At 61.0% G+C, this 25,466-nt stretch carries 27 protein-coding genes, 1 pseudogene and 1 riboswitch; of the genes and pseudogenes, 7 read left to right on the top strand and 21 right to left on the bottom strand.

All coding sequences use genetic code 11. The annotated features are described in order from the left end of the window. Window positions 1-35 precede the first annotated feature (35 nt). Both PCPL58_RS10555 and PCPL58_RS10550 read left to right on the top strand, forming a co-directional pair. Entirely contained in the window at window positions 36-1,430 is a 1,395-nt protein-coding gene (locus tag PCPL58_RS10555; protein WP_065349372.1) for a class II fumarate hydratase, read from the top strand. After that, the gene (locus PCPL58_RS10550; protein WP_065349371.1) at window positions 1,423-2,037 is read left to right on the top strand and encodes an NAD(P)H-dependent oxidoreductase; all 615 of its coding nucleotides are present in this window, start codon (window positions 1,423-1,425) and stop codon (window positions 2,035-2,037) included. Before PCPL58_RS10555 ends, PCPL58_RS10550 begins: the two co-directional genes overlap by 8 nt. Before the next feature lie 20 nt (window positions 2,038-2,057). Here PCPL58_RS10550 and PCPL58_RS10545 read toward each other — a convergent pair whose 3' ends face one another. Together PCPL58_RS10545 and PCPL58_RS10540 are read right to left on the bottom strand one after the other, a co-directional pair. After that, window positions 2,058-3,017, bottom strand: coding sequence for a DMT family transporter (locus tag PCPL58_RS10545; RefSeq protein ID WP_065349370.1), 960 nt, complete (start codon window positions 3,015-3,017; stop codon window positions 2,058-2,060). Window positions 3,018-3,117: 100 nt separating this feature from the next. Next, window positions 3,118-3,717: a tRNA-uridine aminocarboxypropyltransferase gene (locus tag PCPL58_RS10540; protein WP_065349369.1), complete on the bottom strand. Its 600-nt coding sequence runs from the start codon at window positions 3,715-3,717 to the stop codon at window positions 3,118-3,120. A 225-nt stretch (window positions 3,718-3,942) separates the two neighbouring features. Between PCPL58_RS10540 and PCPL58_RS10535 the strand changes: the two genes are divergently transcribed. Next, window positions 3,943-4,242: a hypothetical protein gene (locus tag PCPL58_RS10535; protein ID WP_065349368.1), complete on the top strand. Its 300-nt coding sequence runs from the start codon at window positions 3,943-3,945 to the stop codon at window positions 4,240-4,242. A gap of 85 nt (window positions 4,243-4,327) precedes the next feature. On the opposite strand, the gene PCPL58_RS32325 is transcribed toward PCPL58_RS10535, so the two are convergent. After that, the gene (locus tag PCPL58_RS32325; protein ID WP_003418154.1) at window positions 4,328-4,450 is read right to left on the bottom strand and encodes a PA1414 family protein; all 123 of its coding nucleotides are present in this window, start codon (window positions 4,448-4,450) and stop codon (window positions 4,328-4,330) included. A gap of 199 nt (window positions 4,451-4,649) precedes the next feature. After that, a complete protein-coding gene (locus PCPL58_RS10530) occupies window positions 4,650-6,014 on the bottom strand; it encodes a DNA recombination protein RmuC (protein ID WP_161429162.1) in 1,365 nt (454 codons plus the stop codon). A 752-nt stretch (window positions 6,015-6,766) separates the two neighbouring features. Here PCPL58_RS10530 and PCPL58_RS10525 point away from each other — a divergent pair. From PCPL58_RS10525 to PCPL58_RS10515, 3 genes are all read left to right on the top strand, one after another. Then, window positions 6,767-7,072 carry a hypothetical protein gene (locus tag PCPL58_RS10525; protein ID WP_003369674.1) on the top strand — a complete coding sequence of 102 codons (306 nt, stop codon included), beginning with the start codon at window positions 6,767-6,769 and terminating at the stop codon, window positions 7,070-7,072. A 481-nt stretch (window positions 7,073-7,553) separates the two neighbouring features. After that, complete coding sequence (locus PCPL58_RS10520) at window positions 7,554-7,772, top strand: hypothetical protein (protein WP_002554588.1); 219 nt, start codon at window positions 7,554-7,556, stop codon at window positions 7,770-7,772. Window positions 7,773-8,018: 246 nt separating this feature from the next. Then, window positions 8,019-9,302 (top strand): OmpP1/FadL family transporter, encoded by a 1,284-nt coding sequence (locus PCPL58_RS10515; RefSeq protein WP_080336618.1) that lies wholly within the window; start codon window positions 8,019-8,021, stop codon window positions 9,300-9,302. Between the two features lie 225 nt (window positions 9,303-9,527). Here the strand turns inward: PCPL58_RS10515 and PCPL58_RS10510 are convergent, their stop codons facing one another. The 13 genes and pseudogenes from PCPL58_RS10510 to cobO form a co-directional block, all read right to left on the bottom strand. Then, a complete protein-coding gene (locus PCPL58_RS10510) occupies window positions 9,528-10,079 on the bottom strand; it encodes a glutathione peroxidase (RefSeq protein WP_065351036.1) in 552 nt (183 codons plus the stop codon). A 61-nt stretch (window positions 10,080-10,140) separates the two neighbouring features. Next, window positions 10,141-10,263 (bottom strand): hypothetical protein, encoded by a 123-nt coding sequence (locus tag PCPL58_RS32320; RefSeq protein ID WP_065349367.1) that lies wholly within the window; start codon window positions 10,261-10,263, stop codon window positions 10,141-10,143. Beyond that, window positions 10,260-11,472: pseudogene (locus tag PCPL58_RS10500) on the bottom strand (MFS transporter). Before PCPL58_RS10500 ends, PCPL58_RS32320 begins: the two are co-directional and overlap by 4 nt. A 98-nt stretch (window positions 11,473-11,570) precedes the next feature. Continuing rightward, window positions 11,571-12,302 carry an adenosylcobinamide-GDP ribazoletransferase gene (locus PCPL58_RS10495; RefSeq protein WP_065349366.1) on the bottom strand — a complete coding sequence of 244 codons (732 nt, stop codon included), beginning with the start codon at window positions 12,300-12,302 and terminating at the stop codon, window positions 11,571-11,573. Window position 12,303: 1 nt separating this feature from the next. Next, complete coding sequence (gene cobC / locus PCPL58_RS10490; RefSeq protein ID WP_003434382.1) at window positions 12,304-12,876, bottom strand: alpha-ribazole phosphatase family protein; 573 nt, start codon at window positions 12,874-12,876, stop codon at window positions 12,304-12,306. Continuing rightward, window positions 12,873-13,925, bottom strand: a complete 1,053-nt coding sequence (gene cobT / locus PCPL58_RS10485) for a nicotinate-nucleotide--dimethylbenzimidazole phosphoribosyltransferase (protein ID WP_044309730.1) — start codon at window positions 13,923-13,925, stop codon at window positions 12,873-12,875. Before cobT ends, cobC begins: the two co-directional genes overlap by 4 nt. Next, a complete protein-coding gene (cobU, locus tag PCPL58_RS10480; protein WP_065349365.1) occupies window positions 13,922-14,443 on the bottom strand; it encodes a bifunctional adenosylcobinamide kinase/adenosylcobinamide-phosphate guanylyltransferase in 522 nt (173 codons plus the stop codon). The genes cobT and cobU overlap by 4 nt, the downstream gene beginning before the upstream one ends. Continuing rightward, window positions 14,444-15,904 carry a cobyric acid synthase gene (locus PCPL58_RS10475; RefSeq protein WP_065349364.1) on the bottom strand — a complete coding sequence of 487 codons (1,461 nt, stop codon included), beginning with the start codon at window positions 15,902-15,904 and terminating at the stop codon, window positions 14,444-14,446. It lies immediately after the preceding gene. Next, entirely contained in the window at window positions 15,901-16,905 is a 1,005-nt protein-coding gene (cobD, locus tag PCPL58_RS10470; protein WP_065349363.1) for a threonine-phosphate decarboxylase CobD, read from the bottom strand. Before cobD ends, PCPL58_RS10475 begins: the two co-directional genes overlap by 4 nt. Further along, entirely contained in the window at window positions 16,898-17,806 is a 909-nt protein-coding gene (gene cbiB / locus PCPL58_RS10465) for an adenosylcobinamide-phosphate synthase CbiB (RefSeq protein WP_065349362.1), read from the bottom strand. The genes cobD and cbiB overlap by 8 nt, the downstream gene beginning before the upstream one ends. Then, window positions 17,803-18,453, bottom strand: a complete 651-nt coding sequence (gene bluB, locus PCPL58_RS10460) for a 5,6-dimethylbenzimidazole synthase (protein ID WP_065349361.1) — start codon at window positions 18,451-18,453, stop codon at window positions 17,803-17,805. Before bluB ends, cbiB begins: the two co-directional genes overlap by 4 nt. Further along, complete coding sequence (locus PCPL58_RS10455; protein WP_044309727.1) at window positions 18,450-19,745, bottom strand: cobyrinate a,c-diamide synthase; 1,296 nt, start codon at window positions 19,743-19,745, stop codon at window positions 18,450-18,452. Before PCPL58_RS10455 ends, bluB begins: the two co-directional genes overlap by 4 nt. Before the next feature lie 25 nt (window positions 19,746-19,770). Further along, complete coding sequence (cobO, locus tag PCPL58_RS10450) at window positions 19,771-20,382, bottom strand: cob(I)yrinic acid a,c-diamide adenosyltransferase (protein ID WP_003369640.1); 612 nt, start codon at window positions 20,380-20,382, stop codon at window positions 19,771-19,773. A gap of 91 nt (window positions 20,383-20,473) precedes the next feature. Beyond that, window positions 20,474-20,687, bottom strand: a riboswitch (cobalamin riboswitch). 119 nt (window positions 20,688-20,806) lie between these two features. Between cobO and PCPL58_RS10445 the strand changes: the two genes are divergently transcribed. Beyond that, entirely contained in the window at window positions 20,807-22,135 is a 1,329-nt protein-coding gene (locus PCPL58_RS10445; protein ID WP_044309726.1) for a PQQ-dependent sugar dehydrogenase, read from the top strand. A 164-nt stretch (window positions 22,136-22,299) separates the two neighbouring features. On the opposite strand, the gene PCPL58_RS10440 is transcribed toward PCPL58_RS10445, so the two are convergent. The 4 genes from PCPL58_RS10440 to hda form a co-directional block, all read right to left on the bottom strand. Then, a complete protein-coding gene (locus PCPL58_RS10440) occupies window positions 22,300-22,845 on the bottom strand; it encodes a C40 family peptidase (RefSeq protein ID WP_065349360.1) in 546 nt (181 codons plus the stop codon). 89 nt (window positions 22,846-22,934) lie between these two features. Beyond that, window positions 22,935-23,663: a C40 family peptidase gene (locus PCPL58_RS10435; protein WP_003369635.1), complete on the bottom strand. Its 729-nt coding sequence runs from the start codon at window positions 23,661-23,663 to the stop codon at window positions 22,935-22,937. A 75-nt stretch (window positions 23,664-23,738) separates the two neighbouring features. Beyond that, complete coding sequence (locus PCPL58_RS10430) at window positions 23,739-24,503, bottom strand: NAD-dependent deacylase (RefSeq protein WP_003369633.1); 765 nt, start codon at window positions 24,501-24,503, stop codon at window positions 23,739-23,741. Next, window positions 24,497-25,201 carry a DnaA regulatory inactivator Hda gene (gene hda, locus PCPL58_RS10425; RefSeq protein WP_003369632.1) on the bottom strand — a complete coding sequence of 235 codons (705 nt, stop codon included), beginning with the start codon at window positions 25,199-25,201 and terminating at the stop codon, window positions 24,497-24,499. The genes PCPL58_RS10430 and hda overlap by 7 nt, the downstream gene beginning before the upstream one ends. Window positions 25,202-25,466: the final 265 nt, after the last annotated feature.

The following is a 25,466-nucleotide window of genomic DNA, read 5'->3' as shown; positions in this document are numbered from 1 at the left end:
CCTAACCCTGCAACGCACTTAAAGGAGTAAGACCAGTGAGCCGCACCGAAACCGATAGCATTGGCCCGATCGAAGTCCCCGAAGATGCCTACTGGGGCGCGCAGACCCAACGCTCACTGATCAATTTTGCGATTGGCGACCAGCGAATGCCGTTGCCCGTCCTGCACGCGCTGACCCTGATCAAGAAAGCTGCTGCACGTGTCAATGATCGAAATGGCGACTTGCCTGCCGACATCGCCCGCCTGATCGAACAGGCCGCCGATGAAGTGCTCGATGGTCAGCATGACGCGCAATTTCCGCTGGTGGTCTGGCAGACCGGCAGTGGCACGCAAAGCAACATGAACGTCAACGAGGTGATCGCAGGCCGCGCCAACGAACTGGCTGGCCAGGGTCGTGGCGGCAAGTCGCCGGTCCACCCCAACGATCATGTCAATCGCTCGCAAAGCTCCAATGACTGCTTCCCGACGGCCATGCACATCGCCACAGCTCAGGCGGTCAAGGCGCAGCTGCTGCCCGCCATCGCCGAATTGTCCAGCGGGCTGGCCGAACAGGCCGCGCGGCACATGAAGCTGGTCAAGACCGGGCGCACGCACATGATGGACGCAACGCCGATCACCTTCGGTCAGGAGCTGTCCGGGTTTGTCGCGCAACTCGATTACGCGGAAAAAGCCATTCGCGCCGCCCTGCCCGCCGTTTACGAGCTGGCTCAGGGCGGGACAGCAGTCGGCACCGGACTCAATGCGCCCAAGGGCTTTGCCGAGGCCATTGCAGCAGAACTCGCCGCCCTCTCCGGTCTGCCGTTCGTCACGGCGCCCAATAAGTTCGCCGCGCTGGCCGGTCATGAGCCGCTCGCAGCGATGTCCGGCGCACTGAAGACGCTGGCCGGTACGTTGATGAAGATTGCCAACGACCTGCGTCTGCTGGGCTCAGGCCCGCGTGCAGGGCTGGCAGAAGTCAGACTGCCCGCCAACGAGCCCGGCAGTTCGATCATGCCCGGCAAGGTCAACCCGACCCAGTGCGAGGCTTTGTCGATGCTGGCCTGCCAGGTCATGGGCAACGACGTGACCATCGGTTTCGCCGCCAGTCAGGGTCACCTGCAACTCAACGTGTACAAACCGGTGATCATTCATAACATTCTGCAGTCGATTCGACTGCTGGCCGATGGCTGCAGCAATTTCAACGAGCACTGCATCGCGGGCATGGAGCCGGATGGCGAAAAAATGGCTGAACACCTGGAGCGCGGCCTGATGCTGGTCACCGCACTCAATCCGCATATCGGCTATGACAAGTCGGCGCAGATTGCCAAGAAAGCCTACACCGAGGGGCTGACCCTGCGCGAAGCGGCATTGGCCCTCGGCTACCTGACCGATGAAGAGTTCGACGCTTGGGTGCGGCCGGACAAAATGCTCGAGGCAGGCAGTAATGGCTGATGCCAGAAGCGGCGCAACGCCTCTGGAGGGCAATGGCAAACGAATCCTGATGGTCTACGGTACGCCGAAGACCATCAGTTTCTGCCACGCGCTGGGTGACGCGTATGCGCAGACGGCACGGGGCGAAGGGCATGTAGTGCGGGTTATCAAGCTCGGCGAACTGGACTTCGATCCGATTCTGCACAACGGCTACGATCAGACTCAGACACTTGAGCCCGACCTGCTCGAAGCCCAGCGCCAGATCCACTGGGCCGAGCATCTGGTCTTCGTCTATCCGGTCTGGTGGGGCGGTTTGCCGGCATTACTGACGGGCTTTTTCGACCGCGTGCTGACACCCGGTTTTGCGTTCAAGGTGCATGGTCGCAAGCATTCATCCAATGAGCTGCTCCGAGGCCGGACGGCGGAGCTGATGGTCGCCATGGACACGCCGCCACGCTACTTTCACTGGATATACGGCGCGCCGGCTCACCGGCAGATGGTGCGGACCATACTCGGCTTTTGCGGGATAAAGACCAAACGTCTGACCGAGTTTGCCCCGGTACACAACGCCAGCGAACAGCAGCGTCAGGAGTGGATTATTCAGGCGCAGGGGCTGGGCAGACGCTGATCTGCCCCACCACCCGCAAGTCAGGCCTGCGCCAGCCGCGCCTTGCGGGCCCTTAGACCGGCGACCAGCGACGGGCCAAGCGCCGTCAGCGCCGATCCGGCCACCACCAGCAGCGCACCGCCATAACCCAGCATGTTCAACTCTTCAGCCTGCACGTAATCCGGCCACAGCCAGGCGGCAACCGCCACGGCGGTCAGCGTGACCAAGGGCGTCAGCGCGAGCGTCGCACTGACCCGCGAGGCCTCCCAGTGCGCCAGCGCTTCAGCGAACGCACCGTAAGCCACCAGCGTATTCAGACAGCAGGCCAGCAGCAGCCAGCCCTGTAACGGGCTCAACAGCAACGCCTCGGCAGGGTGCGCCCACGGCGTGAGCAACAGGGCGCAAAACAGGTAGATCACCATCATCACCTGCAGCGAATTCCATACCGTCAGAAGCTGCTTCTGACTCAACCCGTAGAACGTCCAGATGGTCGAGGCCAGGAGCACCACCAGTACGCCCAGGGTGTAATCGCCCAACGAGGTGAAAAGCTCCACCAGCCGCTGATTGAAAAAGAACCCGAAGCCCACCAGCAGCACCGCCAGACCGATGCCCTGCCCCAGACTGAAACGCTCCTTGAACAGAAAGATGCTGCTGATCAACAGAAAAATTGGACCGACCTGAACCAGCAATTGCGTGGTACCCGGGCTCAGCAGCCGCAAGCCAATGAGATAGAGCACATAGTTGCCGACCAGACCGAACACGGCCAGCCCGACCAGCACCCTGCCCTTGCGTCCCAGCACCTTGAAACTGGGCAGGCGTTTGACCGACGCCAGCCAGATGATCAACAGCGCCCCGGACACAGCCAGACGGAACCAGGTCACGGTCACCGGATCCATCACCTGCAGCACCTGCTTGAGCTTGATCGGCAAAATGCCCCACAGCAGCGCGGTCAACAGTGACAGACAGAGGCCATAGACCCAGCGACCAGACGAGATGTGCATTGCAACTTCCGCAAGAGATAGAACAGAACATCCATTCTAGGCGCTGATCGGCAAAGCAACAGTTACAGCTGGGTGCAGTTAACGGCGCGAATTGTGTTCCTTATCCCTGGCGGCCGTGATTGCGCTGGTAGGTCTCACTGCCCATCGCCTGGATCTGACCTTCGATCAACGCATCGAACGGCCTCAGCAAGGCCTCGAACGAGTCAGGTGCTTCCAGCGTCTGCAAGGTATGCACGATGGCCTCGAGCGTCGACAAGGCTTCCGGGCCCGGCGCCTTGCGCAAGCGATAACGCGAAACAGGCGCAGCGCCCGGCGTCACCCTTGGCAGCTCGGCGAGCAAGGGGTTGAGGTGCAGCAATTTGCGCGCCTTGCGCCACGTGCCATCCGGCACGACCAGCAGCATGGGCAGTGAATCCTGTGCATAAGGCGTCAGCGTCTGCGCAGCCTCACCCGGAAACAGCAATCGAGGCTGATAGCCGGGCGGATTCAGAATCTGCTGCAGATCGTCGAACACTTCGCCCACCAACAACTGCGCGTTGACCAGACCGAGCGCGGCCAGTCGGGCGGTGTTCAAGGCATGGCCGACTTCATCGGGATGCTGCAGGATCAACACTCGCGTGCGGCTGTCCAGCTGCGGAATCAGGGCGCACAGACAATGCGTGGCAGGACGCAGACAACGCTCACAACGGGCGCGGGACATGGATCAGTACTCGGTCAATCTCACAAGGTTAAAGGTGCTGCACAGCACAACGAATCAGCGTTGCCACCAACCGCCTGTCGAACAGCCCTGCATTTTAAACAAATCGGCACCATAACGGCGGGGCAATCCACAGCCGCAGCGGCGATTTGAGCTAGCCTCATGGGTCTGGGCTGGAGAAATGAAGTACGCCTGTTGTATCTGACAAGATCCACATCAGGGGCTTTCATGAATCGCGAAGAGATCAGGCAAAAGGTATTCAACGCCCTAGGCATCATTCTAGTGGACAAGAGTGCGATTCAGGATGACGCCACGCTCGCCGATCTGGCCCTTGATGACGATGATATCGAGCTGTTTTTCCTCGCACTGAAGGAAGCCCTCGGCTTCACACTCACGGAAACCATCAGGACAGCGGTGATCGCCAGCCCCGGACAGTTTGCGTTGCACAGGATCATAGGACTGATTTTATTGCAGGAGACGGAAAAGGGCTCGATAGAGCCGAAGAACGAGCCCGGGCATCAGCATTAACGCCGGCTCTTGTATCGGGACGCCCTGTGCGCCCCGACGAAACTCAACATGCGCACTACCCTGTGGCCAGGATCAGGCGAGAAGCTTACCGGCGTTGACGGCGACGATCGTCGTCGGCACGAACCGGAATGGGTTGCAGTTTTGGGCGTTCTATCAGACCCAGTGCAACGCCTACATCGTGGAGCCATTCTTGCAGTTTGCTATTCATAGAGCCCCCTTGAGGGAAATACCCGGCAGTCAATCCGTACTCATCACTCACTAGAGATCATAGAAGCAAATGAACTGTTAGCCGAGTGCTACGGGAAACAATTTTCCCGATGGAGTCAATGTGACAGTTGTGCAGCATCGCTTCTAGTCTTTGCGACGGACGGCCTGTTACTGAACATTACGCCGACGATTCGAGCAGCTCAGTCCGGCGGGCTGATCAGGCCATCATTATCGGTCATCGCCCGCTCCAGTAAATCGGCGGGCAGACTCTTGCTGGCCCGCGCACCGAGCAGTTTGAGTTGTTCGCTGCGGCTGATCAGGTTACCGCGCCCTTCGGTGAGCTTGTTGCGCGCTGCCGAATAGGCCTTATCCAGCTGTTGCAGACGGTTGCCCACCTCATCCAGATCCTGGATGAACAACACGAACTTGTCGTATAGCCAGCCTGCCCGCTCGGCGATCTCACGGGCGTTCTGGCTCTGACGCTCCTGCTTCCACAAGCTGTCAATCACCCGCAACGTGGCCAGCAGGGTCGTGGGGCTGACAATCACGATGTTGCGGTCGAAGGCTTCCTGAAACAGATTCGGCTCGGCCTGCAAGGCGGCAGAAAAAGCCGCTTCGATCGGCACGAAAAGCAGAACGAAATCCAGACTGTGAAGCCCTTCTAGGCGCTTGTAATCCTTGCCCGACAAGCCTTTGACATGGTTACGCAACGACAGTACGTGCTGCTTCAGCGCAGCCTGTCCAATCACCTCGTCATCGGCAGACACATATTGCTGGTAGGCCGTCAGGCTGACCTTGGCGTCGACCACCACCTGCTTGTCGCCCGGCAACATGATCAGCACGTCAGGCTGAAAGCGCTCACCGTCCGGCCCCTTGAGGCTGATTTGCGTCTGGTACTCACGGCCCTTTTCAAGCCCGGCATGCTCCAGCACGCGCTCCAGGATCAACTCGCCCCAGTTGCCCTGGGTCTTCTGCCCCTTCAAGGCGCGTGTCAGGTTGGTCGCCTCATCACTCAAACGCTGATTCAACTGCTGCAGACGTTCCAGCTCCTTGGCCAGGGAGAAGCGTTCGCGCGCTTCGTTCTGGTAACTTTCCTCGACACGCTTTTCGAACGACTGGATACGTTCCTTGAGCGGCGTGAGCAATTGGCCCAACTGCTGCTGGCTGGTCTCGGCGAAGCGCTGCTCGCGCTCATCGAAAATCTTGCCCGCCAGTTCGGCGAACTGCGCGCGCAGTTCATCCCGGGAACCCTGCAAATCGTTCAGGCGCTGCTGATGGCCATCCTGCTGTTCGCGCAACTCAGCGTTAAGCGCGGCACACTGCGCATCAAGACGGCGCAACTCCGCCTCTCTGGCGGCACGTTCATGATTCCAGTCCTGCGCCGTTTCGCGCGCGTTATCGCTTTCCTGGCGCAGCAACTCGACCTCGCGGCGCAATGCCGCAAGGTCAGCCTGCTTGGCCGCATTGGCCTGACTGAGGTCGCTGACCTCGTCACGGCACGCATCCAGCTGGGCATTGAGACCCTCCTGCGCCATTTGCGCCATGCTCAGACGCTCGTCGAGCAGGGCGCTCTCGGCCTGGCGAGCGGCCAGACGGCGCTGCAAATGCCAGAGCAGGCCCAGCAAGGGCAATGCTGCTGCGCCGAGCCCCAGTAACAGGCTGTTCAGGTCCAGTGCCATAAAGACTCCATGCGGGCTGAATAATAAGGGCCAGCGACAGTTTGGGTAGAGCGTGATAGTGCAGCAGAAACATCGTCTCGGGTGAGACGGGATCAACAGGCGGGGGTAAATCGGGGGAACGGATTGTACGCGTTTTCAGCGCGGCATACAGCCCCTATTAGGGGGACATTTTGCGCGGGACAATCCACAGAAGCTGTGGATAACTCAGTGGACAACCCCCCTTTAACTTCCGCAAACGCAAGCAGCATGGGGCCTGCGCTCAAACTGACGATTTTTTCACCAGCTAAAAAAAACGATGTTTTTCATTGACTTAATAATTCACCATCATAAATCAAACCCTTAGCTTCGCTTGTGACAGTGATGTGGCAGCTTGTGCCGCTAATGTGCACAACTCATGAGCATGCCCCTTTTTCATCATTTCACGCGTCATGTAATGTTTGCTCAATTGCAACGTATTCTCAATGAATACAAGGCTTTCGGCAGGTTTTCAGGTGCTGGATCGACAGGGCTGACGACGCATTTCGAGCATTATTCGGGACAATGAAAGCGACGCAGGCGACAAATTGCACAAGCCGCGGTCCAAGCACTGGCAAAAATGCACCTCACCCTAATTCACCAACGATTCAGTGAAGGAATCCATGAAGGAGATCGCCAGGTTCTTCCTGCTGTTGTTGGCCGTCTGCCTCGTTGCCCTGGCAGTCAGTATCGTACTGCCACCCCCGGACGGCGGCGTGTTCGCCTACAGCGTGCTGCTGTCGGCGATTGCCCTGATGCTGATCATCTGCAGCGATCTGAGCAACGGGCGTATCAACGCGACAGGCGATATCATGCGCGCCATCGAAAGCCGCAGGTCACTACGGCTGACCGTAGCCGCCTACCTGCTGGGCTGCTCGATGGTTGCATCGGTTACCGTACTGATCTATCGACTGGTCGGGCACTGGTGAACATTCATTCACTGCCACTTGCAATGTTTCGATGAGGCGGGTAATATCGCCGCCGTTAGTACCAAGCTGAAAATCAATTCCGGTCGACAAGTCCCCCGACAGACACTCCTCCATGCGACGAGAATGTTGGCAACAAGGGATCGACCACCTCGATGGTTTCCAGACATGAACCTCTCGCGCTGATGCACCATTTGGGGTGACAGTGCAGTTATGGCTCTCATGGTCTGCTTCAACCAGCCTGCAATTGATCAGGATCTTCACCCGGAGCGTAGAACCTTTGCTTCTGTTGTGTTGCCTGCCCTCCTAAGTACCTACCGGTCAGCCAGAGCGCCATACGATAAAGCGCGCTTCAACTGCCTGTCTTTGTTCCAGTCAGGTTCTCCGCCCAGCCAGGCTTTTGTATCAAATGTCGGCCCGCGTTTACTGGAATCTTTATTTTTGCACGGTATTGTTCCGTGTTGCTTCAGGAAACACCTTGAATATGAATACTCAGACTCAACATGCAATTCACACATTGACCAACGCTTTTGCCCCGATGAACTGCCTGATCATGGCCGCTCGCAAAGGCTGCTTCAGCTTCACCATTGTCAATGAACACGGCATCGCCCGCCACAGCGAACGCCTGTACCCCGATCAGTACGCCAGCGCCGAGCCGCTGCAGGCCGTGATCGAGCGTACCCGTCAGGCCCTCATCGCCTGACGAAAACGCTGCACCGCAAGCCGAAAGCCCCGCACTGCAAAGGCGGGGCTTTTTTTTTTTTATGCGCGCTTTGTATCGTCTGCATCACACAATGCCTGCTGCACTGGAACTTGCTCTAAATTGCAATTCCTACTCCCTTGATGGGATTGTCCTACAAGAATAGCTCTAAATCGGGCTCCTCAGCCTATAGCGCGCCGTCGAAAATGTTGGTAATTTTCGACCGGTGAACAACAAGGAGTTCTAATAATGAAAATAATGACAAAAGCACTGAACCGGACAACGCTTGGACTCGCACTGGGTCTGGCCTCTTCTCAACTGCTCGCTGCCGGCTTTGCCCTCAACGAACAAAGCATCAGCGGCATGGGCACCGGCTTTGCAGGTCGCTCCTCGTCAGCCGATGACGCAAGCACCGTATTCGGCAACCCTGCCGGTATGTCCCGCATCAAACGCGAACAAATCAGCGTAGGCGCAGCTGCCGTGATCGCCAAGACCGACATCGACAACGGTCGTGGCACATTTGGCGGCAGCAACGACGGCGATATGGTTCCGGTGGTCGGCGTACCCATGGGCTACTACGTCAAACCAATCGATGATCACTGGGCATTTGGTCTGGGCGTGTACGTACCGTTCGGCCTGGTCACCGATTACGAAAAAGGCTTCGCTGGCCGCTACTGGGGTGACAAGAGTCACGTCCAGGTCGTGACTTTCCAGCCGACTGTCAGCTATGCATTCAATGACAAGGTCTCCATCGGTTTCGGCCCGACGATCAACCGTATCGACGGCGAGCTGACGTCGGCAACATTGAACGCCGCAACACCGGGCCGTAATGACGGCAAGGTGAAGATCGAGGGCGATGACACCGCAGTCGGCTTCAATGCCGGCATTCTGGTCCAGGCTACCGACACCACCCGCCTGGGCCTGACTTACCACTCCAAGGTCGATTACAAGCTCAAGGGCAAGACCAAGATCGAAGGTTCGGGCTTTGGTCCGTTCGGCGGTCAGAAGTATGACGCTTCGCTGGACATCTCCACACCTGAGTCCGTGGACTTCTCCATCACCCAGCAGATCGACGAGAACTGGACGGTCTACGCCGGCAGTACCTGGACTCGCTGGAGCCGCCTGCAAGACATCACCGTCAACAACGATGGCGTCCCTGCCCTGCTGGGCGGTTCCGCAGGTCCAATCGGCACCATCACCGAAGAACAGAACTGGCACGACACCTGGGCGCACGCCATCGGTGCTTCGTACAAGGTCAATAAAGAGTGGACGCTGCGCACCGGCTTCTCCGTTGATCAGTCGCCGACCAACAACGTCAACCGCTCCCCACGCATCCCGACCGGCGATCGCAAGATCATCAGCTTCGGTGCAGGCTGGAGCCCGACAGACGACCTGACCATCGACGTGGCGTACTCGTACCTGCGTGAAGACGAAACCAAGATCCGCGACTCCAGCGCGACCAAAGGTTCGTACAGCGCCGACTACCGTAACACTGCTCACGGCCTGGGCACTTCGGTTACCTATCGCTTCTGATAGCAACTGCCAGGCTGAAAAAAGCCCGCAACCAGTGATGGTTGCGGGCTTTTTTATTGTGTGCCTGGAGCGCTCAGACCTGCACTGATTGACTAGCGTGCCGACACTCCGCGTCGGCATGCAGTTCTGGACGCTCTGCGTCCTCTTTGTGGCACTCCGCGTCACACAAGGGTTTGCGATGCCAGGTCGATTCAAACAAGACTCAAACCGCCCTTTTTTTGCCCCCTAAGGCTTCGACGCAATCGCCTTCTCAATGGCTGCGATCAGCTCCGGATCATCCGGCTTGGTCATGCTGGAGAAGTTGGCGATGACCTTGCCCTGGCGATCAACCACGTATTTGTAAAAGTTCCAGCGCGGCGCACTGCTCTGCTCGGCCAGCACCTTGTACAAGTGGGTCGCATCGTCACCGCGTACCGCCTGCGGCTCGGTCATGGTGAAGGTCACGCCATAGTTGACGTAGCAGACCTTGGCGGTCTCCTCACCATCCTTGGCTTCCTGTTTGAAATCATTGGACGGCACGCCCAACACCTCGAGCCCCTGCCCCTTGTAGCGCTGACTCAGCTCTTCAAGACCTTTGAACTGCGGGGCGAAGCCGCAGAAGCTGGCAGTATTGACCACCACCAGCGGCTTGCCGGCGAAGCGTTTGCACAGGTCGATGTTTTCCTTGGCGCGCAGCTTGGGCAATTCGCCTTGCAGCAATGGCGGGCAGTCGGCAGCCATCGCTGCACCGCTCACGGCCAGCAGCAAAAGAGGGATCGAAAGAAAGCGAATGTTCATCATGGCGGCCCTGAATATTGTTGTCGTCTGCCGACACGCTACCCCATGCCGGAGCGTCTGCCTAGCAAGCGCCTATTCCCAATTGCAGAGCGGCGAGCCCGACATGCTGCCAGGCCCACCAGAGCAATCCCAGCACCACCGCGCCCACCAGCAGTGCCATCAGCAAAGGCCATCGCCGACTCATGCCAGACTGCCCTGCGCCTGCAAGCGCGCCACCGGGCGCTCGCGCACCGGCCAATTGAGCGCCGCCGCGAGCAGACTCAGCAGGATCGAGACTTGCCAGATCAGGTCGTAGCTGCCGGTGCGGTCATACACCAGCCCGCCCAGCCAGCCAGCCACCGAGGAAGGCGCCCAACTGGTGAAACAGAAAGACGATGCCGCCCAGCATCGACAGGTTACGCACACCGAACAGTGTCGCAACCGTACCGTTGGTCAGCGGCACGGTCGACAGCCACAGCAAGCCCATCGCCACGCCGAACAGATACGCCGTGGTCTGGCTCAAGGGTATCCAGAGAAACAGCACGATCACCACCGCGCGCAACAGGTAAAGCACAGTCAGCAACCGGGGTTTGGACATGCGCCCGCCCAGCCAGCCTGCGGTATAGGTGCCGAAGATATTGAACAGGCCAATCAGGGCCAGCACTGTAGTGCCAACCTTGGCGGGCAAGTGCTGATCCACCATATAGGCCGGTAAGTGCACGCCAATGAAGACCACTTGAAAACCGCAGACAAAGAACCCCAGCGCCAACAGCCAGAACCCCGAATGCGAGCACGCCTCGCGCAGCGCCTCGCCGACGGTCAGTTCGACGCCGGTGGATACACTCGGCGTATCCTTGAGCATGCCCACCAGAGGCAGGATCAACGCCACCATCACACCCAGCACCAGCAAGGCGCCGGACCAGCCCAGCCAGCTGATCAAACCCAATGTACCGGGCAGCATGGCGAACTGACCGAATGAGCCGGCGGCGCTGGCGATCCCCATGCCCATACTGCGTTTTTCCGCAGGCAGCGCACGCCCCACGACACCCAGGATGACCGAAAACGACGTGCCGGACAGACCGATACCGATCAGCAGACCGGCGCTCAATGAAAGGCTGAGGGAAGAATCGGCGGTACTCATACACAGCAGACCTGCTGCATACAGCACACCGCCGACGAAGACAACTTTCGCCGCCCCGAATCGATCTGCCAGCGCACCGGCGAAGGGCTGCGCCAGGCCCCACATCAGATTCTGCAGGGCGATGGCAAAGGCAAAGACTTCACGCCCCCAGCCAAACTCGGCACTCATGGGTGCCAGAAACAGACCGAAGCCGTGCCGCGTACCCAGCGAAAGCGCAAGAATCAACGCACTGCCCAGCAGAACCCAGCCACTGGTACGCCAGATCGATGTCATGGTTAAGCTCCCTGCGCTTTGTGTTACATGGTTTGACCCGCGATTCGCGAAGCTACGCGCTGCCGGTAAAAGCTGTCAACAAAGCGTTGTGCAGGGTCTCAAAGCAGCGCCAGCGTCAGCAGCACCGCCAATTCCAGCAGCTCGAGCAATGCCCCGGCCGTATCGCCGGTGCAGCCGCCCAAACGGCGCATCATCAACTGCCGCAGCCAGAAGAAACAAACGGCGCAGACCAGCAATACAGCTACCCCTGACCAGCCGGCGAGCAGCACGCACGCAATGGCAGTGGCGGCCAAAACCTTGCGTCCAGGGCCACGCGGCAGGTGATCGGCGAGCGCCTGCCCCAATCCCCCGGAACGCACATACGGCGTTCCCAGAAACAGCCCAAGCATGGCCGCGCGCCCGATCACCGGCGCCAACAGCAGCCAGACACTGTCATGACTCTCGATCAGCGCCAGAATCGCAGCAAACTTGAGCATCATCACCAGGACCAGCGTGACCACGGCGATAGGCCCGCTGCGTGGGTCCTTCATGATCTTCAAGGTGCGTTCACGGTCACCGAAGCCGCCCAGCCAGGCGTCAGCACTGTCGGCCAGACCGTCCAGATGCAGGCCGCCGCTGAGCAATACCCAGGCACTGAGTACCAGCGCGGCGTGCAGCATGAGCGGCGTACCACTGAGCAAGGTGTTGAAGCCCAGCAGCAGCGTGCCGAACACCGCCCCCACCAACGGGTAGTACAGCAAGGAGCGTCCTAGCTCTTCAGGGCGCGGCATGCCGGGCAGTCTGATCGGCAGGCTGCCGAGAAATTGCAGGGCGATCCAGAACGGCAGCATCTCAGATCTCCGTGAGTACGCGATCAGCAGCGACCTGAATCGACAACAGCGCGCCATGCCCGACCACCACCTGCAACAGTTGCTCACGCGGCAAACCACGCGCCTGCGCCACCAGCAAGCGCATGACACCGCCATGACTGACCAGCAACACGCGCTCACCGGCGTAAGCCTGATGCAGACGCTCAATGGCACTCAATACCCGGCTCGAGAAATCCAGCACCGGCTCGCCGTTGGGGGGTGTGAACGCGTAGGGGTCCGCCCAGAACAGACCCAGGCCCTGCGCATCGGTTTCCATGAGTTGCGCAGGGCTGTGCCCTTCCCAGTCGCCGAAATGCAGCTCCTGCAAACCTGGCTCCAGGTGCAGAGGCAACGACAAGCGCTGCGCCAGCTCTTCGGAGAAACGTGCGCAACGTTGCAGCGGCGAGCTGACAATCCGCGTCCAGGGGCCGCCATCGACCACCGCCGCACGCATCTGCTGCCAGCCAGACTCGGTCAGCGCGTCGTCGAGACTGCCGCGCAGGCCGCCGCCCAGTTCGGTTTCGCCGTGCCGCAACAGGTCCAGGTGCAAGGTCATGCGGGGCGATCCGCCACAGCAGCTTCGGCAAACGTCGCCATGCCGCTGTGCAGCTCGCACGCCAGGCGTACCAGCGGCACAGCCAGTGCGGCACCGCTGCCCTCGCCCAGACGCAAACCGAGGTCCAGCAGCGGTTCGGCCTGCAGCGTTTCCAGCAGATGCCGGTGGCCCGGCTCGGCGCCCCGATGACCGAACAACAGCCAGTTGCGGCAGGAAGGATTCAGGCGCACCGCTACCAGCGCGGCCACGCTGCAAATGAAACCGTCGACCAGTACCGCAATACCTTCCTGCGCGCAGGCCAGGTACGCACCGGTCAGCGCGGCGATTTCGAAGCCGCCCAGGCAGAACAGGCTGTTCAACGGGTCTCCCGCCTGATCGGCGTGCAATGCCAGTGCGCGCTCGATTACATGAGTCTTGTGCTGAATGCCCTCGGCGTTCAGCCCGGTACCGGGTCCGACCAGCAACGGCGCAGCGCACTCCAGCAACGAGCAGGCGACTGCGCTGGCGGCTGTGGTGTTGCCGATGCCCATCTCGCCGCCGATGAACAGTTCAGTGCCGACAGCCTTGGCGCGCAATACGCTGTCACGCCCGGCCTGCAGGGCAGCGAGCCCCTGCTCGACACTCATGGCCGGCCCGTAGGCAAAATTGGCGGTGCCCGCGCCAATGCGCAGATGGCGCACCCCGGGCAAATCCATTGGCGACACAGTGCCCAGATCGACCACGTCCAGTTGCGCGGAGAGCTGACGCGCCAGCACGCTGATCGCGGCGCCGCCGTTGACGAAGTTGTGCAGCATCTGCCCGGTGACTTCCTGTGGATACGCCGACACACCTTCAGCGACGACACCATGATCAGCGGCAAAAATCGCGATCCACAGTTGATCGGCGGCCGGACGCTCACGCCCTTGCAAACCGGCCAGCTGTACCGCCAGGCGCTCCAGTTGCGCCAGCGAACCGGCGGGTTTGGTCAGTTGCTGCTGACGGGCCAGTGCCGCCTCGCGCATCGGTACATCAATGGCCTGTGCAGGCTTGAGCCACCAGGAATTACTCATAGCGCGGTTCCTTTCAACATCAGGGGCAAGCCGGCAACGGTCAACACGACACGCTGGCAACGCTCGGCCAGCGCCTGATGAAACAGGCCGGCTTCATCGACATAGCGACGGGTCAGTTCGCCGAGCGGCACGACGCCAAGCCCGGTTTCGTTGCTGACAAAAATGATTTCACCCGGCAGCCCGGCAAGGCTGTCGAGCAGGGATTCACGTTCTTGAAGCAGGCGCTCGGGGTTGTCGAGCATCAGCAGATTGGTCAGCCAGAGGGTCAGGCAATCGACTAGCAGGCAGCAATCGGGCGCCGCATTTTCGCGCAGCATCCGCGCCAGCTCGATCGGCTCTTCGACCAACCCCCAGTGCTCGGGACGGCGTGCGCGATGACTGGCAACACGCTGATTCATTTCGCCGTCCAGAGGCTGACTGGTGGCGATGTAGGTCACCTTCAGCGTGCTGTCGGCGGCCAGTTTTTCCGCCAGGCGACTCTTGCCGGAACGCGCGCCGCCGAGGATCAATTGCAGCATTCAGTTCGCCTCCAGGTCACACAGTTCGCGAAGCAATGGGCCGTCCAAGTGTTTTTCCACCAGGTCCGCCAGACGTTCGATGTCGCGCTCGCGCAGGGCGTGATAGTCGACGGACTGCACGTTCGCCAACCCCGCCCAGCGCAGTAACGCGCTACAGGCCGCAGGTGATTCGAACAGGCCGTGCAGGTAAGTCCCGAGCACCTGCCCGTCGACACTCTGCGCGCCATCGCAACGCCCGTCGTCTAGTTGCACGGCAGCCTGCTCCAGCGCCGGCCCTGTCGTTACCCCGGCATGAATTTCGTAGCCGCTGACCTCGGCGTTTTCCAGGGTCAGACGACCGCGCACATTGCGCAGTTGCTTTTCCGCTTCCAGCACCGTGCTCATTGCCAGTAGGCCAAACCCGGCGCTGGACCCGGCTGCGCCTTCCAGCCCGAGAGGATCGTGCACCTGCTCACCGAGCATTTGCAGGCCGCCGCAGATCCCCATCAGCTTGCCGCCATAACGCAAATGCCGCTCGATGGCGGTGTCCCAGCCATTGTTGCGCAGGTAGTTCAGATCGCTGCGCACGCTTTTCGAGCCGGGCAGAATGATCAGGTCAGCAGGAGGAATCGCCTGGCCGGGACCGATGAACTGCAGATTGACCTGAGGGTGCAGGCGCAGCGGGTCGAAATCAGTGTGATTACTGATGCGAGGCAGCACCGGGACCACCACGTTCAGCACATGCTCGACCTTGTCGGTCTGGCGCTGGTCCAGGCCGTCTTCGGCTTCCAGGTGCAGGTCCATCACGTAGGGCAGCACGCCAACCACCGGCTTGCCGGTGCGTGCTTCCAGCCAGTCCAGCCCCGGCTGCAACAAGGCGATGTCACCGCGAAAACGGTTGATGATGAAACCCTTGACCCGCGCCTGCTCACTGGGCGACAGCAGCTCAAGGGTGCCGACCAGATGGGCAAACACCCCGCCACGATTGATATCGGCAATCAGCAGCACCGGGCAGTCGACCGCCTCGGCAAAGCCCATGTTGGCGATATCGTTGGCGCGCAGGTTGATCTCGGCCGGAGAACCCGCGCCCTCGACCACGATCACCGGGTAGCTTTCACCCAGGCGCCTATGCGATTCCAGCACCGCCTGCATGGCGATCTCTTTGTAGCCGTGATACGCCACCGCGTTCATGGTGGTGACCGCACGGCCGTGAATGATCACCTGCGCGCCCGTGTCACTGTTGGGCTTGAGCAGCACCGGGTTCATGTCGGTGTGCGGTTCGAGGTAGCACGCCTGCGCCTGCACGGCCTGCGCGCGGCCGATCTCGCCGCCGTCTGCAGTCACCGCGCTGTTGAGCGCCATGTTCTGCGGCTTGAACGGCACGACCTTGACGCCCTGACGAGTCAGCCAGCGGCACAGGGCCGTCACCAGAGTGCTTTTGCCGGCATCGGAGGTGGTGCCTTGTACCATCAGCGTGCTCATGGGTATTCCTTGCGGTATTCAAGCAGAACATCGTGCAGCCGCAGCCAGTCGGCCTCGTCGCGGGGCAGACCGAAACGCAGACTGGACGACTCGGAGGTGTCACCCTTGAACAGACGCAGCAGCACGCCGCGCCGCGCACAAAACTCATAGAGCGTCTGCGCCTCAGGGGTCACCAGCCATTGGAACAGCGCACAGCCGCCTTGCGGGGCCAAGGCGTAGCGGTCGAGCAACGCCACCAGCCGGTCGCGGGCCTGGTCACAGCGCTCACGTTGACGCGCCTGCCCCTGCTGATCACTGAGGCACACCTGACCGATGATCCGGGTTGGCCCACTGACCGACCAGGGGCCGATTTCCTGCGCCAGCATCCTCAACAGCACCGGCTCGGCCATGACAAAACCGAGCCTCACGCCAGCCAGGCCGAAAAACTTGCCAAACGAACGCAGGACGATCAGCCCGCTGCGCCCCGTTTCGGCCGCCAGGCTCATGCCCGGCGTGTTATCCATGAACGCCTCATCGACGACCAGACAGCCACCGCGCTCGGCCAGTCGTGCATGCCACTCCAGCAAGCGCTCGGCGCTCAGGTGCAGACCGGTCGGGTTGTTGGGGTTGACCACTACCAGTATGTCCAGGCTGTCGAGGAAGTAGTCGACCTCCTGCTCACCCACCTCACGGACCACGAAACCGTTCTTGCGCCAGGCATGCGCGTGCTCTGCGTAGCAGGGCGACAGAACGCCAACTCGCCCCCCGCTGCGCACCCGCGGCAGTGCCTGAATCGCGGCCTGCGAACCAGACACCGGCAATAACCGGGACACACCGTAATACCTGCAGGCCGCCGCTTCCAGACCATCGTCGGTCTCGGGCAACCGCGCCCAGGCACGCGTCGGAATCTCCGGGATGGGCCACGACCAGGGCGCGATCCCGGTGGACAGGTCCAGCCAGTCGGCTAGCTGAATACCGTAATGCTGCGCCGCCGCGCGCAACCGCCCGCCGTGCTCAAGCATAAAATTCAGCCGCCACGCAGATGACCAGCAGCCATAACCAGACGCCGCGCTGCACCAGTTGCCAGCCGCGATCGATCGAGTCCGCGTCGGCAGGCGCACCCTCACCCAGTTGCGGACGCTGATGCAACTCGCCGTGGTAGATCGCCGCGCCACCCAGTTCGACACCCAGCGCGCCTGCGCCAGCGGCCATCACCGGACCGGCATTCGGACTGTCCCAGGCCGGAGCCTGCGTACGCCAGCAACGCAGCGCCAGTCGGGTCTTGCCCAACAAGGCGTAAGTCAATGCCACAAGACGTGCGGGAATATAGTTGAGCAGATCGTCGATCTTCGCCGCAGCCCAGCCAAAACGCTCAAAGCGCTCGTTGCGATAGCCCCACATGGCGTCCAGCGTATTGCTCAGCCGGTACAGCACCACGCCGGGCGCACCGGCCACGACAAACCAGAACAACGCCGCGAACACCGCATCGCTGCCGTTCTCCAGCACCGACTCGGTGGCTGCGCGGGCGACTTCGGTAGCGTCCAGCTCAGTGGTCTGGCGACTGACCAGATAACCGACCCGCAGACGTGCTTCAACCAGATCATCACTGCGCAGCGCTTGCGCCACCGGCTGAACGTGCTCGCCCAGACTGCGCATGCCCAGCGCGCCATACAGCGCCAGAATCTCGAACAGCCAGCCCACGCCAGGCAACCAGCTCAGCAGCGTTGCCAGCAGCGTCAGCGGCACAACGGTGATGACCCAGGCGGTAACGCCGTGACTGCGCCAGCCACGGCCGCCACTGTTGAAACGCTGCTCGACCCGATTGGCGAAGTTGCCGAACGCCACCAGCGGATGCCATCGTTTTGGCTCACCGAGCAGCGCATCCAGCGCGACCCCGGCGACGCTCAACAGCGCCACACTCATTGATTCACTCCCCATTGATTCTCGTACAGCAGCTCGTGCAGCGGACGCGCCTGCGCCCAGCCTTCCATCACCAGCATTGGCGCAGGATAGAATTCCTTGACCGGCCCCAGGCAAATGATCGCCAGCGGCTTCGCGCCGTCAGGCATGCCCAGCAGTTCGGCCAATGCCTCGGGGTCGAACAGCGACACCCAGCCCATGCCCAGGCCTTCTGCACGCGATGCCAGCCACAGGTTCTGGATCGCGCAGGACAGCGATGCCATGTCCATTTCGGGCAAGGTGCGACGCCCGAAAATGTGTTGCTCACGCCCTTCCATCAGCGCGGCGACCAGCACTTCTGCGCAGTCGTTGATGCCTTCGACCTTGAGCTTCATGAACTCGTCGGTTCGCTCCCCCAGCGCCTCGGCGGTACGAATACGCTCCTCCTCTACCTGCGCCTGCATCCTGGCGCGCAATAGCGGGTCGCTGATGCGGATGAAGCGCCACGGTTGCATCAGCCCGACGCTGGGAGCCTGATGCGCGGCTTCGAGCACGCGCGCCAATAGCTCGGGCGCGACCGTACCACCGATGAAGTGGCGCATGTCGCGACGTTCGGCGATAGCGCGGTACACCGCAGCCCGCTCTTCGGGGCTGAACGCTTGCTCGGTCATGGTTTGAACAGCGCCGCAATCGCCCGGGGGCAGGAAGGAAAATAGAAATGCACGTAGGACGCGGTCAGACGACCCAAACGATAGACCGCTTCTGCGCCGCGCCCGCCATTGGGGCTGACGCCACGCGCAATCGGCTGCAGCTCGGTGCTGGTCAGCGAGTGGTGATAGGTATGACCGTGCAGCGTGCCCTCGGGCAGCTCGACGGCCTGCAAGGCCAGCGCCGCCAGACGCTTCTGCATGACCGCTTCACCGGACAGCAAGCCGACCAGTTCGGCGCGCACGCCCTCGACATCGGTCAGGGCTTCGAGCAAATAGAGCATGCCGCCGCACTCGGCAAGAATCGGCTTGCCGGCAATATGGTGAGCCCTGATCGAAGCCTGCATTGTGCCATTGGCGGCCAACGCCACGTGGTGCAGCTCCGGGTAGCCACCGGGCAGGTACAGGCTGTCGGCCTCGGGAAGCTCGCGATCATGGATCGGCGAGAAGAAACTCAGCTCGGCGCCCATGTTCCTCAGCAGTTCCAGGCTCGCGCCATACAGAAAGGCAAAGGCTTCATCGCGTGCGATGGCAATGCGTACGCCGCGCAGCAGCGGTTCAACATGAACCGGGTCGGGCGCCGTAAAGGTCACGGCCGGCGGCAAAGCCACTTCACAGGTGCTGGCCAGCGCCGCAGCAGCCATGTCCAGACGCACGTCCAGATCATTGAGCTCACTGGCCTGGACCAACCCCAGATGACGGCTGGGCAATTCGAAGCCGACTTCCCGGGACAGTGCGCCGTACCAGCGCAGGCCTTCGGTCAGGCTGTTCTCCAGCAACTGCGCATGGCGTACCGTGCCGACGCGATTGGCCAGCACGCCGGCGAACGGCAGATCAGGCTGATAGCGCGCCAGGCCCAGCGCCAGTGCGCCAAACGTCTGCGCCATGGCCGTGCCGTCGATCACACCGAGTACCGGCACGCCAAAATGCCGGGACAGGTCGGCGCTCGACGGCGTGCCGTCGAACAGCCCCATGACCCCTTCGATCAGAATCAGGTCCGCCTCGTCAGCCGCCTCCCACAACAGGCGACGGCTTTCATCGGCACCGACCATCCACATGTCCAGTTGATAGACCGGCGCACCACTGGCCCGCTCAAGAATCATCGGGTCAAGAAAGTCAGGGCCGCACTTGAACACCCGGACCTTACGCCCTTGGTTGCGGTGCAAGCGTGCCAGTGCGGCGGTCACCGTGGTTTTGCCTTGCCCGGAGGCAGGCGCAGCGATCAATACCGCCGGACAATCACGCGGGGCTCTCATTGCAATGCGCTCAATGATGAAGGGTTCACAGCTCGATACCTTTCTGCGCACGAATACCGGCCTGAAACGCGTGCTTGACCACGCCGATCTCGGAAACGGTATCGGCCAGGTCGATCAATTCGGCTTTGGCACCGCGGCCAGTCACCAGCACATGCTGCATCGGCGGACGTGCCTGCAGGTCGCTGAGCACTTGTTCAAGGTCGAGGTAGCCATGTTTGAGGGCGATGTTCAGTTCGTCGAGCACCACCAGACCAATGGCCGGATCGCGAAGCATTTCCTGAGACACGGCCCAGGCGGCTTCGGCGGCGGCGATGTCGCGCTGGCGATCCTGGGTTTCCCAGGTGAAGCCCTCACCCATTACGTGATAGCGCACCTGCTCGGGGAAACGGCGGAAAAACATTTCTTCGCCCGTGCTGTTGCGGCCCTTGATGAACTGCACCACACCACACTGCATATCGTGGCCCATGGCGCGGGCGAGCATGCCGAATGCCGAGCTGCTCTTGCCCTTGCCATTGCCGGTCAATACCAGCAGCAGGCCGCACTCGTTGGGCGAGCTGGCGATACGCTCGTCCATGACGGCTTTCTTGCGCTGCATGCGCGCCAGATGGCGTTCGTCGCGTTCGGGGGATTCGTTCATCTGGGTTCTCCGCTCGGGGCAGGCGACAACAGACGGAAGGACAGCACTGGACAGCACGGCAACGCCCTGCACAGAACATCACCCTCCGTGATGTCATTGAGTGATTCAGGCCGGTCTCCGGGCTCATGAGCGGGTCACCCCGGCTGCGCGCCTTCCCATGTCGAAACACAGTGGCGTCAGGCACAGCCTTGACTCATTTACCGTTGCGGGGGCAGCGCCGGGATCGGATCTGTCGACCCACACCGGCTTCCCTGTTTCACTCTGCCAATCGGGGATTGCAGAGCACCTGAAACAAACCGCGAAGGGTAGAGGGTTGGACCGGGAGCGTCAATCGACACCGTCGCCGCGGAACGTGATTGAACCTAGCGGGTTGGCGGTGCCTCTATCAGTTACTGGACCATGCCCTTGTTAATGGAGATCGACAATGTTCAAACTCAGACCCCACTACGCAGTGTTGCTTCTGGTCGCCGGCGGCCTCGCTGCCTGCGGCGAGTCTTCGAGACTGCAAGTCTCGGATGGAACAGGCCCCTCGCCCAAGCTGCCGGAGCCCAACAAGACGCTGATCCCGACCGTCAACATCGCCCCTGCCGTAGGCTGGGAAAAAGGCGCCAAGCCGGTCGCCGCGCCGGGCACACAAGTGGCTGCGTTCGCCGAAAACCTCGACCACCCGCGCTGGCTGTATGTGTTGCCCAACGGTGACGTGCTGGTCGCAGAAACCAATTCGCCCGCCAAACCGGATGACTCCAAAGGCATTCGCGGCTGGGTGATGGAAAAAGTCATGGGCCGCGCCGGTGCCGGCGTGCCCAGCGCCAACCGTATTACCTTGCTACGCGACGTGGACAAGGACGGTGTGGCAGAGACGCGCACGGTTTTCCTGCAAAACCTCAATTCGCCGTTCGGCATGACCCTGGTGGGCAACAAGCTGTATGTCGCCGATACCGATCGCCTGATCAGCTTCCCGTATGAATCCGGGCAGACCTCGATCAGCGCGCAGGCGACCAAGGTGGTCGACCTGCCGGGCGGCACGCTCAATCACCACTGGACCAAGAATGTCATCGCCAGCAAGGATGGCAGCAAGCTGTACGTGACCGTGGGCTCCAACAGCAACGTGGCCGAAAACGGCATGGACAAGGAAGAGGGTCGTGCGGCGATCTGGGAAGTGGACGCGGCCACCGGCAACCATCGGATCTTCGCGTCCGGCCTGCGCAACCCCAACGGCATGGATTGGGAGCCGAAGACCGGCAAACTGTGGACGGCGGTCAACGAGCGCGACGAGATCGGCAGCGATCTGGTGCCTGACTACGTCACCTCGGTGCAGGACGGCGCATTCTACGGCTGGCCTTACAGCTACTACGGCCAGCATGTCGACGAGCGCGTCAAGCCGCAGAACCCGGCACTGGTCGCCAAGGCGATTGCCCCGGATTACGCAGTCGGTCCGCACACCGCTTCGCTGGGCCTGGTGTTCGCCGACGGCAAGACACTGGCTGCACCGTTCAACGAAGGCCTGTTCATTGGTCAGCACGGCTCATGGAACCGCAAACCGCACAGCGGCTATAAGGTGGTGTTCATTCCATTCAGTGGCGGCAAACCCAACGGCACACCGGTCGATGTGTTGACCGGCTTCCTCAACAAGGATGAAAAAGCCATGGGCCGTCCGGTTGGCGTGGTCAATGACCAGCGCGGCGGATTGCTGGTGGCGGATGATGTCGGCAACAAGATCTGGCGCGTGACATCAGCCAAGGCTGCTCAGTAACGCCGAGCGGTGATCCCTGTGGGAGCGAGCTTGCTCGCGAAGAGGCCGGCACAGCTGCGGCGATCCCCAGCGTGCCACTCTCCAGCGTGGACACGCCTTTCTGAACGCTCTGCGTCCGATCCTGAGGCTGGAGCTGGGGGGAGCCGCTGATCAGCGGTTCCTGCCTAGGGCCGATTCTGCGCCAGACTGGACGGCTGAATCACGCGCTTGGCGTTGAGGTAGGCTCTCTGCCAGTAAGGCTTGTCGAGACTGTCGAGCTTCACCGTGCCGCCGGTGGCCGGCGCATGCACGAAGCGGCCTTCGCCCACGTAAATCCCCGCATGCGACACCTGCGAACCACCTGACGTGGCAAAGAACACCAGATCACCTGACTGCAGTTGCTCGCGGCGAATATTCGGTGCGCCCATCACGATCATCTCGCGTGTGGAACGTGGCAGGGAAATGCCGGCCGCATCACGATAGACATAACCTATAAGACCGCTGCAATCGAAACCGGAGTCAGGCGTGTTGCCGCCCCAGCGATAAGGCGTGCCAACCAGCCCCAACGCACGAAACAGCACGTCTTCGGCAGCTGGAGAAAGAATCTGGGGAGGAGCAGTGACCACCGGACGCTGAACGATCCGGGGCGCTTTGGGCGGGGGCGGCGCGCTGGCGCAGGCACCGAGCAACGCAGCAATAGAAATGACTAACAGGCGCAACGCAATCGACATAACCACAACAACCTATCCGGATGCGGCTTACGCTGCCGAGAAGCTCAAAAACGCAGAAAGACCCGAAGGTCTTGTACTGCGCGTTCTATTTATTTACGCCGCTTGGGCGCGGTCTTGACTGTAGTCGAAGTCATCGCCGTTGTCTGCGTTACTTCAGGTGTCGATTTTACTGCAACAGTACCCGGGGCCATCGCCAGCGGCCGCTTGGCCTCGATGAAGGTCTTGCTCCAGTAGGCGTCATCGAGGCTGTCGATGCGCACACCGCCGCTGCGGCGACTGCTGGAGTGGATGAACTGCCGATTACCGGCGTAGATCGCTGCGTGGCTGACCTGACCGCGACCGCGAGTACTGAAGAACAGCACATCGCCCGGCTGAAGCTTGTTGCGCGCCACCAGAGGTGCGTTGACGTTGATCATTTCACGCGTGGAACGTGGCAGGCTCATGCCGGCCTCTTCGCGAAACAGATAACCGATGAAGCCGCTGCAATCGAAACCCGAAGAAGTCGACGTGCCGCCGAACTTGTAGCGTGTGCCGATCAGCGACTTGCCACGCTCCAGGATGCTGTCGGCCAGGGCCGGCAGTTGGTAAGACTTGTTATCAGCGAACTGGGCCAGTTCGTCTTCGGTAGCGAGCTCGTCCTGCAGGACTGCCGCGTCGGCGCGACGGGCTGCGGACTGGGCATTGGCATTGATCGCGCTCTGATAGCGTGGAACTGGCTGGGCCTGTTCCTGCTGTGCGACCGGCATATTGGCCGAGCAACCGAAGAGAAATGTAACGAGTGCGAGAGGCACGAGGGGTGCGAAGCGAACAACTTGCATGGGCACAACCGTGGCTGACTAGTTAAGATGGCGAGACTATGCCTTTTATGAAGGTGATTTGCAAATTCAATCGAACTAGATGTGACTTATGAGTTCGGCCATGACATGTGCCGCGCGGTAGGGCAAAAAGACGTCCATCTGCGCGCTGTGATCCGTAGGCTGCGGATTGATTTCTGCGGTAAAACCCCCGGAAACCCTGGTGCGAATGACCGGTTCGTGAATGTAGGGGAAGCTTGCGGTGGTGCCGATACTCAGCACCGCGTCATAGCCTTTAGCCAGCTGTTCATACAGTGTTTCCAGGGCTTTTTCGGGAAGCATTTCCTGAAAAAGAACGACGGACGGTCGCAAAATGCCACTACATGCCGGGCATAAGGGGGGCAAAGGGCGCTGCAAGTGCTCACTCAATTGCGAATCCTCAGCACCGCAGGATTGGCAAAACAGTGGCGAGAGTTGCCCGTGAATTTCGATCAGGCGCTCCGGCGGACTGCCCGCCGCACGGTGATAACCGTCGACGTTCTGGGTCAGCACCCAGCACTCGGGTTTGATGCGCTGCAACTGGGCGATGGCGTAATGCGCGATATTCGGTTCGCCACCCAGGCACGCCCTGCCCAGTTCAGCGATATACTTCCAGCACAGCTCGGGGTCACGGCGCAACATGGGCCCGGACAGGGCCATTTCGATAGGCAGGCCATCGTCGGTCTTGCCATTGTAGAGCCCGCCCACGCCGCGATAGGTCGGCAGCCCCGAATCGGCAGACAGACCCGCCCCGGTGATCACCAGAATCCGTTGTGCATGGCGCAAGGCAGCCGCCGTCTGCATCAACAGCGCCTGATCTACCACCCGAGGGTCTCTTTAAGGAAGGGAATGGTCAGCTTGCGCTTTTCCTGGAGTGACGCCTGATCGAGGCGCTCGAGCAATTCGAACAACGCGCTCATGCTGCGTGTACCACGCGTTAGGATGAAATGCCCGACATCGTCGGTCAGGTGCAGGCCGCGCCGTGAAGCACGCAGTTGCAAGGCGCGCAGCTTGTCCTCGTCGGACAGACCGCGCATCTGGAACACCAATGCCATGGTCAGGCGCGATTTCAGGTCGGGAAGCTTTACCGGCAGTTCGCGGGGCGATTTGGACGCGGCAATCAGCAGACGACGCCCGCTGTCACGCAGACGATTGAACAGATGAAACAGCGCTTCTTCCCAGTCGGGCTTGCCGACGATCGCCTGCAGATCGTCCAGACACACCAGCTCGTACTGCTCCAGATGATCGAACAGCTCGATGCCTTCATCTATGACTTCGGCCAGCGGCAGATACACTGCAGGCTCGCCCAACTGCTCGAAACGCAGGCAGGCAGCCTGCAGCAGGTGCGTGCGCCCTACTCCGTCCTTGCCCCACAGATAGATGAGGCTTTCGGTCCAGCCAGCGTCGGCTTCGCACAGCCGCTCGACATAGCCGAGTGCAGCGGCGTTGGCGCCTGGATAGTAATTGACGAAAGTGGCGTCATCACGCAGACGCACACTCAGGGGCAGCTGAATCGGTTTCATGCTGACTAACGGCTCATGCAAACCGTCAAGGGCCTCTGTGTAAAGAGCGCAAAGTTTATACCCGTGACGCTGGTCGCACAATGCGACAGACCTCAAGCAAAATCAAAGGTTTGCGTCAGGGTGAGTAAAGCGCCGTCCAGGCGCTGTACGAAAAGTCGGCGAGCGAAGGTCAGGCAAGGCAAAAACAGGCGAGGAACGGCCGGGGTCGCGCTCGACTCTACGTGTTGTAAATGAGCATTCCGATTGGACTCGCATCCGAGCCTGT

The organism is Pseudomonas cerasi (genome assembly GCF_900074915.1).
GTDB classification, from domain to species: Bacteria; Pseudomonadota; Gammaproteobacteria; order Pseudomonadales; family Pseudomonadaceae; genus Aquipseudomonas; species Aquipseudomonas cerasi.
This window is presented reverse-complemented; position numbering and strand designations above follow the sequence as displayed.